The sequence below is a fragment of the Gallaecimonas pentaromativorans genome (assembly GCF_003751625.1).
Taxonomy (GTDB): domain Bacteria; phylum Pseudomonadota; class Gammaproteobacteria; order Enterobacterales; family Gallaecimonadaceae; genus Gallaecimonas; species Gallaecimonas pentaromativorans.
Genome location: NZ_RJUL01000001.1, coordinates 196,310 through 212,287 on the forward strand (window position 1 = coordinate 196,310; position 15,978 = coordinate 212,287).

18 protein-coding genes are annotated in these 15,978 nt (G+C 58.1%); 9 read left to right on the top strand and 9 right to left on the bottom strand.

Annotated features, from left to right (window positions below):
* Window positions 1-51: 51 nt before the first annotated feature.
* The gene (locus EDC28_RS00910) at window positions 52-1,632 is read right to left on the bottom strand and encodes a CehA/McbA family metallohydrolase domain-containing protein (protein WP_123420358.1); all 1,581 of its coding nucleotides are present in this window, start codon (window positions 1,630-1,632) and stop codon (window positions 52-54) included.
* Between the two features lie 340 nt (window positions 1,633-1,972).
* Here EDC28_RS00910 and EDC28_RS00915 point away from each other — a divergent pair, with 340 nt between their 5' ends.
* From EDC28_RS00915 to EDC28_RS00940, 6 genes are all read left to right on the top strand, one after another.
* The gene (locus tag EDC28_RS00915; protein WP_123420359.1) at window positions 1,973-2,872 is read left to right on the top strand and encodes a YncE family protein; all 900 of its coding nucleotides are present in this window, start codon (window positions 1,973-1,975) and stop codon (window positions 2,870-2,872) included.
* A gap of 103 nt (window positions 2,873-2,975) precedes the next feature.
* Entirely contained in the window at window positions 2,976-4,589 is a 1,614-nt protein-coding gene (locus tag EDC28_RS00920; RefSeq protein ID WP_050657785.1) for a sodium:solute symporter family protein, read from the top strand.
* Window positions 4,586-4,984 carry a hypothetical protein gene (locus EDC28_RS00925; protein ID WP_123420360.1) on the top strand — a complete coding sequence of 133 codons (399 nt, stop codon included), beginning with the start codon at window positions 4,586-4,588 and terminating at the stop codon, window positions 4,982-4,984. The genes EDC28_RS00920 and EDC28_RS00925 overlap by 4 nt, the downstream gene beginning before the upstream one ends.
* Window positions 4,985-4,987: 3 nt before the next feature.
* Window positions 4,988-5,773, top strand: coding sequence for a DUF2071 domain-containing protein (locus EDC28_RS00930; protein ID WP_123420361.1), 786 nt, complete (start codon window positions 4,988-4,990; stop codon window positions 5,771-5,773).
* 78 nt (window positions 5,774-5,851) lie between these two features.
* Window positions 5,852-6,274: an MAPEG family protein gene (locus EDC28_RS00935; RefSeq protein WP_123420362.1), complete on the top strand. Its 423-nt coding sequence runs from the start codon at window positions 5,852-5,854 to the stop codon at window positions 6,272-6,274.
* 73 nt (window positions 6,275-6,347) lie between these two features.
* Complete coding sequence (locus tag EDC28_RS00940) at window positions 6,348-7,013, top strand: hypothetical protein (protein ID WP_123420363.1); 666 nt, start codon at window positions 6,348-6,350, stop codon at window positions 7,011-7,013.
* Between the two features lie 77 nt (window positions 7,014-7,090).
* Here EDC28_RS00940 and bla read toward each other — a convergent pair whose 3' ends face one another.
* The 3 genes from bla to EDC28_RS00955 form a co-directional block, all read right to left on the bottom strand.
* Window positions 7,091-7,966, bottom strand: coding sequence for a class A beta-lactamase (bla, locus tag EDC28_RS00945; protein WP_123420364.1), 876 nt, complete (start codon window positions 7,964-7,966; stop codon window positions 7,091-7,093).
* Window positions 7,967-7,975: 9 nt separating this feature from the next.
* The gene (gene yegS, locus EDC28_RS00950; protein ID WP_123420365.1) at window positions 7,976-8,863 is read right to left on the bottom strand and encodes a lipid kinase YegS; all 888 of its coding nucleotides are present in this window, start codon (window positions 8,861-8,863) and stop codon (window positions 7,976-7,978) included.
* 135 nt (window positions 8,864-8,998) lie between these two features.
* Window positions 8,999-9,208, bottom strand: a complete 210-nt coding sequence (locus tag EDC28_RS00955; RefSeq protein ID WP_050657792.1) for a hypothetical protein — start codon at window positions 9,206-9,208, stop codon at window positions 8,999-9,001.
* Window positions 9,209-9,429: 221 nt separating this feature from the next.
* On the opposite strand from EDC28_RS00955, the gene EDC28_RS00960 reads away from it, so the two are divergent.
* A complete protein-coding gene (locus EDC28_RS00960) occupies window positions 9,430-9,867 on the top strand; it encodes an excinuclease ABC subunit A (protein WP_050657793.1) in 438 nt (145 codons plus the stop codon).
* 23 nt (window positions 9,868-9,890) lie between these two features.
* Here the strand turns inward: EDC28_RS00960 and EDC28_RS00965 are convergent, their stop codons facing one another.
* From EDC28_RS00965 to yfaE, 4 genes are read right to left on the bottom strand one after another with little or no spacing between them, the layout of a single operon-like run.
* Complete coding sequence (locus EDC28_RS00965) at window positions 9,891-11,036, bottom strand: glutathionylspermidine synthase family protein (protein ID WP_123420366.1); 1,146 nt, start codon at window positions 11,034-11,036, stop codon at window positions 9,891-9,893.
* The gene (locus EDC28_RS00970) at window positions 11,036-11,572 is read right to left on the bottom strand and encodes a DUF1190 domain-containing protein (protein WP_123420367.1); all 537 of its coding nucleotides are present in this window, start codon (window positions 11,570-11,572) and stop codon (window positions 11,036-11,038) included. The genes EDC28_RS00965 and EDC28_RS00970 overlap by 1 nt, the downstream gene beginning before the upstream one ends.
* Before the next feature lie 11 nt (window positions 11,573-11,583).
* Window positions 11,584-11,988, bottom strand: a complete 405-nt coding sequence (locus tag EDC28_RS00975) for a DUF350 domain-containing protein (RefSeq protein ID WP_050657796.1) — start codon at window positions 11,986-11,988, stop codon at window positions 11,584-11,586.
* A 3-nt stretch (window positions 11,989-11,991) separates the two neighbouring features.
* Window positions 11,992-12,273, bottom strand: coding sequence for a class I ribonucleotide reductase maintenance protein YfaE (gene yfaE, locus EDC28_RS00980; protein ID WP_083445747.1), 282 nt, complete (start codon window positions 12,271-12,273; stop codon window positions 11,992-11,994).
* A gap of 110 nt (window positions 12,274-12,383) precedes the next feature.
* On the opposite strand from yfaE, the gene EDC28_RS00985 reads away from it, so the two are divergent.
* Complete coding sequence (locus EDC28_RS00985; RefSeq protein ID WP_123420368.1) at window positions 12,384-13,346, top strand: hypothetical protein; 963 nt, start codon at window positions 12,384-12,386, stop codon at window positions 13,344-13,346.
* Window positions 13,347-13,473: 127 nt separating this feature from the next.
* Entirely contained in the window at window positions 13,474-14,208 is a 735-nt protein-coding gene (locus EDC28_RS00990) for a DUF4396 domain-containing protein (protein ID WP_123420369.1), read from the top strand.
* A 25-nt stretch (window positions 14,209-14,233) separates the two neighbouring features.
* Here the strand turns inward: EDC28_RS00990 and EDC28_RS00995 are convergent, their stop codons facing one another.
* Window positions 14,234-15,970, bottom strand: a complete 1,737-nt coding sequence (locus EDC28_RS00995) for an aminopeptidase P family protein (RefSeq protein WP_123420370.1) — start codon at window positions 15,968-15,970, stop codon at window positions 14,234-14,236.
* Window positions 15,971-15,978 lie beyond the last annotated feature (8 nt).

Consider the following 15,978-nt stretch of genomic DNA (forward strand, 5'->3'; position numbering starts at 1 on the left):
TGCTTGATGAAAAAGCCCCGCTTGCGGGGCTTTTTTTATGGCGGTTGGCGGTTAGCTGGCGTTGATGAACACCGGGTTGGAGTAGAACCACAGATCGTCATAGTTGCGATCGTTAAGCTGGTTATACCAATCCTGCACCGCCTGGCCATCGGCAATGGGGGTTTGGGCGTCCAGCTCGGGGTTACCCCTGCTGGTTTGGCCGGTCACGTTGTAACCGAGGTTGGTGCCGCGCAGGCGAAAGTACTGGTGGCCGTTGGCAACAAAGCTGTAGCGCATGTTGTAGTAGCCATCGGCATCGAGGGTCCAGTCACTGGCGGTAAAAGTCTTCACCACCAGGGTGCTGTCGTTGGTGTCTTTGGCGTAGGCGTCGGTACCGGGCTCGGCCTTGGTGGTAACGTTACCGGCGATAAGGTCGATATGGTCAAGCCCGGGGTTGGTGCCCACGTAGTTGCCGTCGCCAAGGTCCGGTTCTTTGTTGTTGGCAGCCGGGCTCTTCACGCGGATGGTCAATGTCACGGTGTCGCCATTGGCAGCCGCGAGGGTCTGCCCCATCACGGCCTTGGCGCTGGTGGTGGCCAGCTCAACATCCAGGGCGTTGATGAGATCCCCTGTCACCGCAAAACTGTTGCCCGAGCGCAGCCCGGCCAGCACCGCGGCGGCATCGGGGCTGGTGCTGTCGACCCAGGTGTAGGTCTTGGCATATTCACCGGGGTAGTAGCCGCTGGCGTAGGGCACGATGGCCTTGAAGTGGAAATCCGAGTTGGCCATGTTCCAGACGCGGCGCCCTTCACCCAACAGCGCATCCCACCAGCCCCCCACTTCGGCCACGGTTGGGTCAACCCCGCCAAACAGCCCGGCGCTGCTGTCGCCATAGTCGCCACGGCTGCCGTTGAACTGGTTGCCCACTATGCCCTCAATCATGAAGAACACGTCCGGGGCGGCGTTGTTGAGATCGCGAATGTCGCTGATGGTGTAGCTGGAGCGGTAGCGGCGCGGGTGGCTCAGCATGCCGTAGCTGCTGGTGGGGAAATTGGCCTGCAACCAGGCCAGGGCCGCCACGGCATCTTGATGGGTGCTGTTTTGGCGCACCACGCCGGCGGCGTTCCAGGCGGCAACGTCACTGGCGGCAAAATCGCTGAGGCTGTTTTTGTAACTGAACTCGTACTCAAACTGCTTGATGGCCGCCAGCCGCGCCTCGGGATCCTTGGGATTGCCCAAAATACCGATGTTGTAGTGCTCGTGGGTGGGCATGTCCCACTCGAAGCTCGACCACAGCACCTTGCCCGGATACTCGGCCTGCTTGGCCTGCACCGCCGGCTGCTCGTAGTTAACCAGGGCGTCGTAGTAAAGCTGCTCGCCAAGGTCGTTGTCGTCGTTGTCTTGGCTGTTATCGCGCATGTGGTTGGAAAGGCTCAAATAGTCGAGCCCGAAGCTGGCAAAGGCGTGGTCGATGACATCATTGGTGGGCACCCGGGCATCGCCGGAGACCGCGGTATGGGTGTGGATATCACCGGCAACCCAGCGCCCTTGCGCCACCGGCGGCTCGGGGGTGGTGTCGGAGGTGTTGTTATCGTCAGAGCAGGCGCCAAGCAGCAGCAGCGGTAACAGATAAAAGGTTGGCTTGTTATACATTTCATTTAGGCCTTGTAGGGAAAAGAGCGGCCAGTATCAAAAACAAATACGTCTGAAAAATGTCGGGAACATGACGGTTTAATTGCTTATTTAAAGTAACGGAAACGTAAAGGTAAAAATAGAAATTCAGGCGCCTTAAAATTAAAAACAAAAGCGACTAAACGCATTTAAAATCAGACAAATAGAGTACCGTTTTAGCAATTAAAACAATCACACCAAAAAACTCAATTCACTAAACATAGCCGGCAAGCGCAGCATAAGCGCCATCGAATGAAAATACAGAGCTGGCACCTCTTCCCCGGGTGCCAATGGCGTTTTATTTATTGCTGCGAGGCTCCCTATGCTGAATACCGAAGTTTCTTCATCTTTAAAAAATCAGTTGTTCTTTTTGGACTGGGACAGCACATCCATTTTGAAACTCGACCCGCTAACCCGCCACCACTCCACGGTAATAAACAACCTGGGCGGCTACCCGGACGGCATATTGCTGGACGAAGAAAACGAACTTATCTACTGGACCAACATGGGAGCCGACTGGAACGGCCCGGATGGCGCCATTGAAGTGGCCCGCCTTGACGGCAGCCAGCGGCGGATGCTGGTGGGCGGCGGCGTTATCACCACCCCCAAGCAAATTGTCTTTAACACCGACAAATCCTGGCTGTATTTTTGTGACCGCGAAGGCGGCCGGGTGATGCGCTGCCGCCCCGACGGCACTGCGCTTACCACCCTGGTGCAACGGGCGCCGAAGATGCCCGAGCCTCGCGACTTTGTCGACCAATGTGTGGGGATTGCCGTGGACGATGCCAACGGTAAAATCTATTGGAGCCAAAAAGGCCCGTCCAAAGGGAACCAGGGCGCCATCTTTCGCGCCAACATCGAGATCCCACAAGGGCAAAATGCCATCAACCGCACCGATATCGAGACCCTGCTGAGCGCCTTGCCAGAGCCTATCGATCTGGAGATCGATTTTGCCAACGCCACCTTGTATTGGAGCGATCGCGGCGCCGAGCCCAGGGGCAACACCCTCAATAAGGCCCGTATCACCGCCCAGGGCCTGGAGGATCACCAGATAGTGGCCGGGGGCTTTAAAGAAGCCATTGGCCTGGATTTGGACTTGGCCAATCAGCTGGCCTTTGTCAGCGACCTTACCGGCCACGTCTACCAGGTTTCCCTGGCCACAGGCCAGCATCAGTTGCTGTATCAACAAGGCCGACTGACCGGCATCAAACGCCACCGCTAAACCAAGCGCCCGCCTGGCGCGGGCTTTGTTAGCGGCATTTGCATCCTTGCCTTTTCCTCGGTAGCTTAAAAAACATCCAGGAAGGAAAAGGTAAGCATTTGTTATGTCTGCACAAATCGGATGGGCCGACTGGCTGGTCATCGGCCTGTATCTGGTTGGCCTTATCCTGTTGAGCCTCTATCTCTCCCGCTCCCAGCATTCGCGCGAAGATTACTACGTGGGCAACCACGGCATTGGCCCCTGGGCCATCGCCATCTCCACCATGGCCACCCAATGCTCCACCAGTTCCATTCTCGGCGCCCCAGCCTTTGTGGCCTTTGCCGCCGGAGGCGGCCTGGTGTGGTTGCAATACGAACTGGCGGTGCCGCTGGCGATGGTGGCCATCATGGTGTTTTTGTTCCCGGCCTTTTACCGGTTAAGGGTTATCTCGGTGTACGAGTACCTGGAGAAGCGCTTTGACCTTAAAACCCGGCTTATTTTAAGCGGCCTTTTTCAGCTGGTGCGGGCCTTTGCCACCGCCGTCACGGTGTACGGCATCTCGCTGGTGATTGAGCTTATTACCGGGCTGTCGTTCTTCTGGTCGGTATTGCTAATCGGCGCCATCACCCTGGTGTATGACGTGCTGGGGGGCATTCGCGCGGTTATTTATTCTGACGTGCTGCAAATGCTGATTTTGGTGGTGGTGTTGGCGGGCTTGCTGGCCCTGCTGGTGGCAGAGCTTGGCGGTATCAGTACCGTTTTTGCCGCGCTGCCCGCCGAGCGCCTTCAAAGCCTGGACTTTGCCGCCTCCGGCCTGGGTGACGGCCAGACCTTTGCCTTCTGGCCGATGCTGATTGGCGGCTTTTTCCTCTATGTATCCTACTACGGCTGCGATCAAAGCCAGGTGCAGCGCGAGCTTTGCGCCCAGAGCCTTAACGATGGCCGCAAGGCGCTCTTTCTAAACGGTTTGCTGCGCTTTCCCTTTGTACTGCTCTATTGCCTGCTGGGGGTAGCGGTGGCGGCCTTTGCTAGCGCCCACCCGGGCTTTGTCGAGGCGCTGCCCAAGGACGGCGCCAGCCCCAATTACAACTTGGCGGTGCCACTGATGATGACCCAGCTGCTGCCGACCGGGCTGGTGGGGCTGGCCATGGTGGCGCTCTTTGCTGCCGCCATGTCGTCGCTGGACTCGGTCATAAACTCCCTGAGCGCCACCACCATGGAAGATTTTATCCGCCGCTTTCATCGCGGCGCCTGGAGCGAGAGAACCGAGCTTAACCTGTCGCGGCTCACCACCCTGTGCTGGGGCGCGGTGACCTTAACCTTTGCTTTTTTCGTGGGCCGCATCGCCGACACCGTGCTGGAAGCCATCAATATCATCGGCTCTTTGATAAACGGCCCGGTCTTGGCGGTTTTTGCCCTGGGGCTGCTGACCCGCCGCGCCAATGGTAACGGCGCCGTGGCCGGGTTGCTGGCCGGTTTTGGCCTTAACCTCTATTGCTGGATAGCGCTGCCGGCGCTCTCCTGGCTGTGGTGGAACGCCTTTGGCTTTGGTTGCTGCTTTGCCGTGGGTTACTTGGTGAGCCTACTCAGCCAGCGCCCACACCTTGAGCACGGCTTGTTCTGGCGCAGCCAGTCCCAGCAGCAAAGCGACCAGTATTGGAAAAAAGGCTACCTTCTGCTGGCGCTCTGGGCCGGGGTTATTCTGCTGGTGGCCTGGGCCCTGGAGCAGTACGCGTGAGTTATCGCGATAAAATGCCGCTGCCGAGCGCCTCTGAAGCCGCAGCGCCGGGCTTTACCCTAGTGGCGGGAGGCAGCATTTTCCTGTGCCTTATCGCCATGGCCTGCACCGGCAGCGGCGGCTTTTCCAGCACGCCCTGGCTGGTCACGGCGCTACTGATAACCCTGGCCTTCACTGCCCTTAACTACCTTGCTCGCCACCACCTTTTTTGGCGCTACCTGCTGGCAACGTTGGCCGCCGCTCAGTGCCTGGCCGCCATCGGTTTATGGCTGCAAAACCCGGCAGACAGCGTCAGCGCCGGGGCGCTGGCCTTTTTGCAAGTGAGCCTGGCGCTCTATGGCGCCGCCGTATTGGCCCAGCAGCTTTGGGTGATAACCCAGCGCCACCGAGGATAAACCATGCCCTTAAGGCTTTCTTTTGATGACCATTTAACCCCAAGGCCGGCGCCTGCGGGTATTGATGTCCTTTGCGGCCTCAAGCACTTTGCCATCATCACCTATGCCGTGCCTGCTGCGCGCTTTGCAGGTTTGTTCCCGCCCCGCTTTGCCCTCGATACCGTTCACATCGGCGGCGAAGCCATGGGGCTGGTGTCGGTGGTGCCCTTTATCGACGTCGACTTTACCTCGGCGCGTTATCCCTTTCCCAAGTTCACCATGGGCCAGACCAACTACCGCATTTACATCATCGATACCGAAACCGGCGAGCGCTGCGTCTGGTTTTTGGGTACCACCCTCGATTCATGGACGCGGCTTGTGCCAAGCTTGCTCTGGCGCCTGCCTTGGTATCGCGGCAAGGTCCGCTTTGATTGCGAGCAAGACCCGGCCACCGGCCTTTATCGCCATTACCGGATGCACACCCGCGCCCAATGGGCGCCAGCTTCGGTCAGCCTTTATCAGCCACAAGAAGAGCCCTTTGCCTTCGCCGGTTTTGAAGACACCGAAACGGCCCTGGTGTACCTGACCCATCCTTTGGCCGGCTTTTACCACCGCCGGGACGGCAAGCTCGGCACCTACCGGGTGTGGCACAAGGCCCTGGAGGTGCGCCCGGCCCGCTTGCAAAGCGCCGATTTTGGCCTGCTTAGCCGCATGGGCCTGGTGAGCCATGAAGAGCAGCAGCATCCTCACAGCGTGCTTATCGAGCCCCTAAACCAGTTCACCATCTACCTGCCGCCCAAGGTGCTCTGATGGCCTGCACCGGCAGGTAAAACCCTTGACCAAGACCGATACTTAACCTGATAACCCGTTGTTCCTTAAGGTGCCGCTATGACCATCCCTCTTTGGACCCTGCTGGGTTTTGCCGTCTGGACCCTGGTGCTGATGCTGTTTACGGTGGGCTTTTACCGCTGGAGCCGGATCTTGGCCGGGCGCCAGGCCATCAACAGTTTTCGGGCCGATGATGTAACCGGCGACGAATGGTACCGGCGGGCAATGCGAGCCCACGCCAATTGCGTGGAAAACCTGCCGGTATTTGGCGCCATCGTGGTGGTGCAGCACTTAGCGGGGCTGAGGGGCGAGCTGATTGACGGCCTCTGTATGGCGGTGCTGGTAGCCAGGGTGGCGCAATCGCTGGTGCATGTGTATCTCATCCAAACCAACACCATGACCCTGCTGCGTTTTGGCTTTTATATGGTGCAGGTGGTGTGCTTTTTATGGCTGGTGGTACTGACCGCCGCGCATTTTCAATAAAGAGCGCCGTTACTGCGTAAAGGGAACTGACTTTTCCGTATATTGTTGCGTCATGGCTTGACGCTTAGAAGAGTTGGTTCTTACTATTGAAATCGATAAAATTTTTGCTCTCAACCAGATTGGCAGACATGCAATGCGCTTTTTATATACATCCATTTTAGTATCCCTATCTCTTATCTCTGGCTGCACTCAAACGCCAGTAAAAAAGCTGAAAGTCTATCAAGTGCAACCCAAGCAAGAAGGGCAATTTGTAACAACACGAGTAAACATCAGTTTTCCAAAACAAGATGACGTCAATACAACTTTCCGCCTCCGCTACAATGCCAAAGGAATTCTTACAGATAGCTTGGCATTTAGCGAAATTGACGAAGTCAACGACTCTCCCTATGTATTGGACATCGCAATATCTGGGGAAGGTTTAGATGACAGTATTGACATGGCAAAACAGATAGCATCCGCCGCAACCCTTTTTCTCATACCGACCGAATCAAAAGGCAGATGGATAGTAGACGCGACCCTATCAAGTTATGGGGTTACGGTTCAGCACTATAAGATAACCGAGAATTACAATAACAGAATATCCATTACAACTGGTTATTCAACTCAAAAATCGTCGGAGCAGCTTGCACTTGAAAAGGCGATGCACCATTTGATAAATGAAATTAGAGCAGATAAAGCTATTCCCTTGGTTATACCAAATATAGATATGCTCAGCGCACCACATCTTGATTTTAAATAACAATGTCGAGAAAAGAATACTCTCGTTAACGGGACAATCCTGACAACACTATCTTATTGAATTTCTATTCCCCCCGGCTAATGCCCGGGGGGATAAAACTGCTCGGCCACCGCTTGGCTGACGGCGGCAATGGCGGCGTTTTTCTGGGCGCTGCCGCCAAGGCCATCGCTGTAATAGACCGCCAACAGATAAGGAGGCTGGCCGCTTGGCCAGACGATCGCCACATCGTTGCTGCCGCCGTTTTCGCAGCTACCGGTTTTATCGCCAGCCTGCCAACCGCCGGGCAAACCGGCGCGGATCTTGGCCATACCGGTTTGGGTGGCTTTTAGCCAGGCAAGTAGTTGCTGGCGAGAGGCGGGCGCAAGGGCCTTACCCAGCAACAGCTTTTGCCACAGCGCCACCATGGCCGTCGGGGTGGTGCTATCGCGCGGGTCGCCGGGCAGGTTGGTATTAAGGGAAGGCTCGGTGCGGTCAAGGCGGGTGAGGTTATCGCCAAGGCTGCGAATATACGCAGTCAGCCCGGCCGGGCCACCAATCTTGGCCAGCAGCAGGTTGGCGGCGGTGTTGTCACTCAAGGTGATTGCCGCGCCGGCCAAGGCCGAGACCGTCATCTGCCCTTCATCCACATGGGCCGCCGTTACCGGCGCGTAATCCAGTAGATCGCCCTTGCCATAAGACAGCTCAGTATCGAGGCTGAGCTGTCCCTGCTCGGCCTTTTTCAGCACCGCCGCAGCCAGCAAGGCTTTAAAAGTGCTGCACATGGCAAAGGTATCGTGCTCGCGATACCCCAACTGCCGGCCATCGCGGCTATCAAAGGCGGCAACCCCGAGGCGGCCGCCGTATTGGCTTTCGATGTCACTAATAGTGCGGCTAAAATCGTCCGCCAAGCTGATGCCAGGCAACAGCAGGCAGGTTAACCACAGCAATGGGTTACGGCATAAAGTGTTCGCCACGGCGCATCCTTACTCCGGTAAGTGGAATGACAGCTGCTGTTTTAGCACGCTGAAACGAAAATGGGTGTCCTTCATGGGCTCGCCGTCCAGATTGATGTGCAGCGGCGCCTCGGCAATGATTTCAAACTCGGCGGCCTGGCCGCGTTTGACCCAAGCCTCATGGCCTTGCAGGCCGTCTTGGGCCAGGGCGTCCAGCATATCCAGCAGCCCTACCCGCTCGTTGTGCGGCAGTAAGGTGATATCCAGCAGGCCGTCGTCCAGGCAGGCGTCGGGGCACAGGCGAATGCCGCCTCCGGCTTGCCAGCCGTTGCCCACCGCCAGTGCCATCAGCTCGCCCTGCCAACTGGCGTCACCGTTTTTTAGCTCCACCGCAATGGGCTGGAAATCAAACAGCTTGCCGATGCCGGTTAAGAGGTAAGAGAACTTGCCCAGCACCCGCTTGAGATCCGGGTTGGTTTCCACCGTCACCTGGGAGCCAAAGCCGCCGGTCACCACATTCAAAAAGGCGCGGCCGTTAACCATGCCCACATCGATAGGCCGGGGCGCCTTGTTGAGAATAATGGCCATGGCCTTGTGCAGGTTGTCGGCACTGATACCCACCCCATGGGCAAAGTCGTTGGCGGTGCCCATGGGCAGCAGCCCCATGGCCTCCACCGGCTTTCCCTTGGCCAGCATGCCTTGCAGCACCTCGTTGAGGGTACCGTCGCCCCCAACCGCCACTATGCTGTCCAGGCCCTGGCCCAGAGCCTCTTTGGCAAAGCGCTCGGCGTCACCTTCTTCAAAGGTGGCCCTTACCGAGACCTCATGGCCATGGCTGCGGCTTTGCTCGATAAGCTGGCGAAGCGTGGCGTTGGCGGCAGATTTACCGTTAATGATGAGGCGGATACGTTTGCCCATGTTCCCTCCTTAGTCGCTTCCAGCTTAACGGCACCAAGCAGACGCGGCGAGGACGGCAAACAAAGCGGTTCAGCAAAGGAGGCCTTTGCCGGACCAATAAAAAAGCCCCGTGTAGGGGCTTTTTTAGGTTTCTTGTTATGTCGAGAGGGAGGAGCGTGGTGGCCGGCTTTTCACCCAAAACAGGGCCAAACCGAGCCAGGAAGCGAGCAAGCAGGCCATAACCCACCAGCCCACCGAGCCCTTGACCTGGCGGCTGGACGCAACCACCAGCAGGGCTGGCAACAGCATCATCACCCCCAACACCACCACGGCCGCCGACAGCGACTCGAACAGTGTCCATTCCATGGGCTTTCCCGTGTGTTGGCCATTCCTCAAAAGCAGGCGGAATTTAACATTAATAAAACAAAAGAACCAGAACCCATACAGACGAGTTGGCACTGGCCCGCAAAGTGTGAAAGCCATGGCGGTGCGCGCTTTACCACCAGCTAACAGCTTGATTAAATAGGGCACCACCAGCCGGTGGCCTGCTACTCACCAACGACCGGATAACCACACAAGGACAGTCGATGTACAAAAAAATTCTGCTGGGCGCCGCCGCGCTAATGCTAATAAACGCACCGGTCATGGCCCGGGACTCCATCAACGATTACTCAGTCAAGGACGCCATGGCCCAATCCGAGGCCAAGGAAATTTTGGGCGATAAGATCCGCTTTTATTTCGGTGACCAACCCCATGGCAAGGTGCTCAAGACCTTCGGTGAGTTTCGCACCAACCAAAAAACCAACGCTTTTGGGAAAAGCGACGAAAAGGCCTGCAAATGGGTGTTTTTGTCGGCTATGAAATCGCTCAAGCAGCGGGCCGAAACCGAGGGTGGCAATGCGGTTATCAATATCCGCTCCAACTACCGCAACAACCTCACCACCAGCGACACCACCTTTAAGTGCGGTGCCGGCGCCATCATTGCTGGGGTAGCGTTGGTCGGAGATGTGGTCACCCTGAAATAAAAAAGCGGGCTCAGCCCGCTTTTTTATTCGCTGATGATGTGCGGCACGAAGCGGGCGCTGTCCTTGGTGATAAGGCTGCTGTCTTCGCGTATGCCCATGCCGCAGGCCACGTCTCCCACCACCCAGCTGCCCACCAGGGTATGGTTGCCGGCAAAGGCCGGCAGCGGCGCCAGGGCTTGGCGGATAAAGCGGCCATCGTCATATGGGCCGGGTTCGGCCAGGCGCTGGCCATCGGGCAGGTACAGCTCGACGTTGGCCCCTTCCCGGGAAAATATCGGCTTTTTCACCCAGCCACGGCCCAGGGCCGAGCCATCGTCAAAGTGCGCTTCCAACAGGTTGGGGTGGCCTTTATGGGCCTGCCACAGCAGCGGCAGGATACCTTTGTTGGCGAGGATGATTTTCCAGGGCGGCTCCAGCCACAGGGTCTGGCTGTCGGCAATAAGGTCGCCAAACTCTTCGGCCAGCATGAATTCCCAGGGATAGAGCTTGAAGATGGCGTCGATGGCCTGATCTTCACGGTCCCAAAAATGGCCGTCACCAAAACCTATCTGCTCCATGGGCACATAGCGGGTGGCAAGGCTGGCCTGGGAGGCAATGTCTTGCAGGTAGCGCACCGTGCCCAGATCTTCGTCGCTGTTTTGCACGCTGGCAAAGTGCAGCCGCTCCACACCCAGCTCGCCAAAGCGGCTTTGTAGCTGCTCTTGAAGGCTGTTGAACTGATCGCTGCCCTTGGGAACCATGTCGTGCTTGATGGCATCTTCCAGCCACAACCACTGGAAGAAACCCGACTCGTACAACGAAGTGGGGGTGTCGTAGTTCAGCTCTAAAAGCTTGGCCGGTGCCGCGCCGTCGTAGCTAAAATCCATGCGCCCGTACAGATGCGGCTGGCGCTGGCGCCAACTGGTTGCCACCAAGTCCCAGTGGCGCTCGGGGATACAGAGCTGCTCGAGCTTTTGCTCGCTGGCCACCACCTCGTCCACCAGGGCCATGGCCAATTCGTGAAGCTCCTGGGTGACATCTTCGATGTCGTTCTCTACCTGCTTGAGGCTGAACTGGTAATAGGCGGACTCGTCCCAGTACTTTTCACCGTCGATGGTGTGAAAGCGAAAGCCCAAATCACGGGCCTGCTCCTGCCACCAGGGGCGCTCTTCAATCGTGATGCGTTTCATCAGCCACCAAAGCTTGTGCGACGTGCCGCCTGGGCACCGAAGCCGCCACGGCGCACCACACCGGCCGGCGCCACTTTTACGTCAGAGGGGCGCACCTTGACCGGGCCTTCGCCACGGGAAACCGGCACGTTCTGGGCGGTGCGGTAGGTGTTGGGGTCGTCTTTGGAGCGATACAAAGGCTGGGTTTGCACCGGATTGCGGCCGCCACTTAGCATCTGGCCGGCCATAAAGCCCATCATCATCGGCATGAAAAAGCCGCCGCTTTGCTGGTATTGCTGCTGGCCGGGAACGGCGCAGTTACCGGCGCCAAAGTCCTGCTCGCAAGCTTGCAAGCTGGTGTAGCGCGGCGCGGTTTGTTCGGCGACTTGCTTGGCCTGCTGGAACTGGCTCTCGCACTGGGCGCGGTCATGAAACTGGGCGCATTGCTCGACACTTTTATAGACGCTGGCATCCACCGGCGGCTCGCTGCAACCGGCAATGTAGAGGGCGCTGATAGGCGCCATCAGGGTCAAGGCCACTTTTTTACTGCGTTTCATTTGCGCTCCTTTCAATAGGTCATGCAGGCGGCGTTAAGCAGCCCCACCGCCACCGACGCCAGGCCGGTAAAGATGCCTGCCGCCGCCTCGCCCTGGCTTATCCGCGCCGGCAAGTCCGCCAGCAACCGCTGCAATACCTTGAAGGTAAGCAGCTGCACAACCAGCGCCACCAGGCCCCAGATGGCGCCATCTACCCAGGACTGGGAGTTGGCCACGGCGCTTGCCATGGGAATGGCAAAGCCCACCAGGGCGCCGCCAAAGGCCAGGCTCGCCGCCACATTGTTCTGGCGGATAAGGGCGAACTCGTCGTGGGGGGTCACCCAGGTGTAAATCCAGACAAACACCAGCAACATGCCGGCCGCCAGGGCAAAGTAGCCGACAAAGGCGGCCAGTGACTGCAAGTAAACAGGGTCCAAGGCTTACTCCTTTTTCAGATAATCGGCTTCCAGCTCAACGATGCGGCTGACGGCAACACTGCAACAAGTCAGCACTTCCCCGTCGTTGATGTAGGCAATGGGGGTGTCGAGATAACGCACTTCACCGTTTTTCAGGCGCATCCGGCAGGCTCCGCAAAAGCCGCCCCGGCACTGGTATTCCACGGGGATGCCCTTTAGCAGCAGCTGATCGAGGATGGGCAGGTCCGGTGCCACGGGGATGATGTGCTCGCCGACAACGAGCGCACGTTGGGTGTTGTCCGTCATAACAGGTCAATTTTCGGCTAAGGGCCCAACTATACCGCAAAGGTGTCTTGCGATGGACTCCCCGCTTCCCTAAAATCGCCCCGTACAAAAATCGCACAAAAGATAACTAAATGAAAAATCTCGTACTTTGCTTGCTTACCACCCTGTTGCTATTGGGTTGCCAAACCACCAAACGCCAGGCCCTGGCGCCCCAGAACAACGCCAGCCTCAACGACAGCGTTATTATCCAGGACCAAAGCGCCCAGCTGCTGGGGGCTCGCTACGGCGACGACACCTCAGAGCGCGCCGCCGTCATCACTCTGGCGCCGGTCCAGGCCCAGATGCAGCGCTTTATGTTTCAGACCAGCTTCAAGCACAAGCTGCGCAAAGCCTTTTGGGACCACGAGCAGTTAAGGGGCAACAAAATCATCGAGGTGGACGACCCGGCGAGCCTTACCGAGCTGTTTGCAGTGCGCGGGGTAGACGGCAAAAACGTCCTCAAGCTCACCCCCAGCTACACCTTGAGCAGCGACCGGCGCCACCTGCAACTGACCCTGCTGGCCGAGTATTTCGAGCCGCCGAAAAAGAGCCGTTTCAGTACCGAGAAAACCCCTCGGGTGCTGTATCGCAACACTTTTTACTTCCAGTCGCCGGCCCTGGCCTTTACCCCCAGGAAGACCCGCAACAACGACGAAATTGCCGCCGAACGCAAAGTTATCGACGAGAAATACTACGCCCTCAAAGACAAGGCCACCGACGGCTACCAGCGCCTGCAACTGAGTAAAGATCAGCAGCGTGAGCTGGACGCCATCGAGACCGAGCAGGACGAAGCCGGGATCAGCAAGCAATACAGCGATTTTCTCAATGCCCACCAGGATTGGCTGATTGACCAGGCCAACCAGGGCATGACCGAGGTCATCGAAATGATGCTCTACGACATCGCCACCCCGGCCCTGCCGGACATAGACGAAGCCAGCCAGTTCCCGGCCCCCAAGGGCCGCCAGTGGCAGCGCCTTAGCAAAAGAGAAGGCCGCAACCTGGTGTCTACCGCCAGCGGCGAGAGTTTTAACTGGGGCGACTTGGCTCACGACTGAAATTAGGCAGCGATGGCAGGAATTTTCTTTTTTCTGTCAGCAACCTAACTGATATTCAGGCCAGGCTGGCAAGGCAACCTGAAAACCGTAGCCTGTTTAGGGTTATTGCGTTTTGAAAGGAGCCGAGATGATCCCCACCTGGCTTAATCTGCTGGCTTGGCTGTCATTGCTGCTGGGCCTGCTTAGCGCCATCGCTATCCTGATAGACCTGCAAAAACGCCCGCAGCACATGGCCATCATGCATTGGGTATGGCCTCTGTGCGCTTTATTCGGGCACCTGTTGCTGCTGGCCTTTTACCTTTGCTACGGGCGCGCCCCCCCCCCGTCACACCACGAACACCACGAACACCACGAACACCACGAACACCAACAGCCTGCGCCCTCCTGGGTGCAGGTTGCGACCGGTTCGTTGCATTGCGGTAGTGGTTGTACCTTGGGGGATATTGTTGCCGAAACGGCGGTACTGTTCTTTCCGGCCATCGCCACCGCCTTTGGCTGGAAAACCCTGTTTGCCGAGCCGATTTTTGCGGTGTGGATCCTCGATTTTATCTTTGCCTTCGCAATAGGCATCGTCTTCCAGTACTTCGCCATCAAGCCCATGGCGCCCGGCCTGTCGGTTGGTGCCGCCCTATCTCAGGCGCTGAAGGCCGACGCTTTATCCTTGTGTGCCTGGCAGTTAGGCATGTATGGCTTTATGGCCCTGGCCCACTTTTATCTGTTTCCACAGTTACTGGGAACGGCGCTTAAAACCGGCTCGGCCCCTTTTTGGCTGATGATGCAGCTGGCCATGCTCTGCGGCCTGCTTACAGCTTTCCCGGTCAATCGCTGGCTTATCCAAAAAGGCATTAAAGAAGCGATGTAAAAAAGCCGGCTGATGCCGGCTTTTTTCATAAAGGCGCGCAGGCGGCTTCGAGCCACTGGCGGCTCTCGCCTTCCAGGCGCGGGCCAATCTTGGCCAACACCTTGGCGTGGTAGTCGTTAAACCAGCCAAGCTCGGTGTCGCTCAGCAGGCTTTTGTCCACCAGCCGTTTGTCGATGGGGATGTAGGTGAGGTTTTCAAAGCACATCACCTCACGGTCTCCCGGGGCCTCGGCCTTTTCCACCGTCACCAGGTTCTCAATGCGAATACCAAAGGCGCCGACACGGTAAAAACCCGGTTCGTTGGAAAACACCATACCCGGCAGTATCGGGTAGTTATTGGCGGCCTTGCCAATGCGCTGCGGCCCTTCATGGACGCTCAGGCACTGCCCCACCCCATGGCCGGTGCCGTGGTCATAGTCGTAGCCCTCGGCCCAAAGTGGCGCTCTGGCCAGGTAGTCGAGCTGGTGGCCACAGGTGCCTTTGACAAAGCGGGCCCGGCCAAGGCCGATATGGCCTTTGAGTACCAGGGTGTAGAGGTGTTTTTGCTCGGCGCTCACCTCACCGATGGCCACGGTACGGGTGACATCGGTGGTGCCCAGGCGATACTGGCCGCCCGAATCCACCAGGTACAGGCCGTCTTTTGGCAGCTTGGCCGGGGTCCCGTTACGGAAGTTGTAATGGGGCAATGCGGCGTTGGCGCCGGCTGCCGAGATGGTGTCAAAGCTCGGCTCTAAGTAATCGGCCTGAGCTTTGCGGTAGCTCTCCAACTGCTCGGCCAGGGCGGCTTCATCGGGGCGCTCGCCCTTGGCGACGATGCCGTCCAGCCAGCACAAAAACTGGCTGACCGCAGCGCCGTCACGCAGGTGCGTTTCGCGCATGGCGTCAATTTCCACGGCGTTTTTGGCCGCCTTGGGAATAAGCGCCGGATCGGTGCCCAGCACCACGGTGGCGCCAGCCATATTAAGCTCTTCCACCAAAAACGCCGAGGTCAGGCCCTCGTCCACCAGCACTTTTTGCCCTTTGAGGGCGGCCAGCTCGGCGCCCAGCATCTCGGGGGCAAAGACTTCCACATCAGAGCCCAGCTCGGCGTCGGCCGGCAGGCGGGCGATATCCACAAATAACTTGAGATGGCCACTGGCCGACAGCAGGCCGCGCATCAGCATCACCGGCATGCAGGGAATGTCGGCGCCGCGCAGGTTGGTCAGCCAGGCCAGGCTGTCGGGCTGAGCGATAAGGGCGACATCGGCCTTTTTGGCGATGGTTTTCGCCAGCTCTTGGCGTTTTTGCTGGCAACTTTTGCCGGTCAGCTTGTCGCTCAGGGCAAAGCCCTTGGCCGATGGCAGCGCCGGGCGCTCGGGCCAGCAGGCGTCAACCAGGTTGTGGCCATGGACAAACGCAACCCCAGGCGCCCCTTCGCGCCACAGCCGCAGCTGGCGGGCACTGACACAAAAGCTGTCAAAGCCGACACGGCTGCCTTGGGGCAATTCGGCAAAAAAATCACCAATGGGGGTTTCGTGCAAGTGGTGCACTTGGGTGCCAGCTGGCACCTGGCTTTGCACCTGCACCGTGTAACGGCCATCTACCCAGATATGCAGACGTTCTTTGGTGACCAGGGCGATACCGGCCGAGCCGGTAAAACCGGTGACAAAAGCCAGCCGCTCGTTGGCGGCCGGCAGGTATTCACCCAAAAAGGCGTCTTCGTGAGGAATCAGCCAGGCGTCGAGGTCGCCCAGCTTGCTTTGAATATGTTCAATCACCGACATCTTGGCTC

Coding starts and splice junctions, on each gene's coding strand:
- EDC28_RS00910 (WP_123420358.1), bottom strand. CDS start 1,632: ATGTATAACAAGCCAACCTTTTATCTGTTACCGCTGCTGCTGCTTGGC.
- EDC28_RS00915 (WP_123420359.1), top strand. CDS start 1,973: ATGCTGAATACCGAAGTTTCTTCATCTTTAAAAAATCAGTTGTTCTTT.
- EDC28_RS00920 (WP_050657785.1), top strand. CDS start 2,976: ATGTCTGCACAAATCGGATGGGCCGACTGGCTGGTCATCGGCCTGTAT.
- EDC28_RS00930 (WP_123420361.1), top strand. CDS start 4,988: ATGCCCTTAAGGCTTTCTTTTGATGACCATTTAACCCCAAGGCCGGCG.
- EDC28_RS00935 (WP_123420362.1), top strand. CDS start 5,852: ATGACCATCCCTCTTTGGACCCTGCTGGGTTTTGCCGTCTGGACCCTG.
- yegS (WP_123420365.1), bottom strand. CDS start 8,863: ATGGGCAAACGTATCCGCCTCATCATTAACGGTAAATCTGCCGCCAAC.
- EDC28_RS00955 (WP_050657792.1), bottom strand. CDS start 9,208: ATGGAATGGACACTGTTCGAGTCGCTGTCGGCGGCCGTGGTGGTGTTG.
- EDC28_RS00960 (WP_050657793.1), top strand. CDS start 9,430: ATGTACAAAAAAATTCTGCTGGGCGCCGCCGCGCTAATGCTAATAAAC.
- EDC28_RS00965 (WP_123420366.1), bottom strand. CDS start 11,036: ATGAAACGCATCACGATTGAAGAGCGCCCCTGGTGGCAGGAGCAGGCC.
- EDC28_RS00970 (WP_123420367.1), bottom strand. CDS start 11,572: ATGAAACGCAGTAAAAAAGTGGCCTTGACCCTGATGGCGCCTATCAGC.
- yfaE (WP_083445747.1), bottom strand. CDS start 12,273: ATGACGGACAACACCCAACGTGCGCTCGTTGTCGGCGAGCACATCATC.
- EDC28_RS00985 (WP_123420368.1), top strand. CDS start 12,384: ATGAAAAATCTCGTACTTTGCTTGCTTACCACCCTGTTGCTATTGGGT.
- EDC28_RS00990 (WP_123420369.1), top strand. CDS start 13,474: ATGATCCCCACCTGGCTTAATCTGCTGGCTTGGCTGTCATTGCTGCTG.
- EDC28_RS00995 (WP_123420370.1), bottom strand. CDS start 15,970: ATGTCGGTGATTGAACATATTCAAAGCAAGCTGGGCGACCTCGACGCC.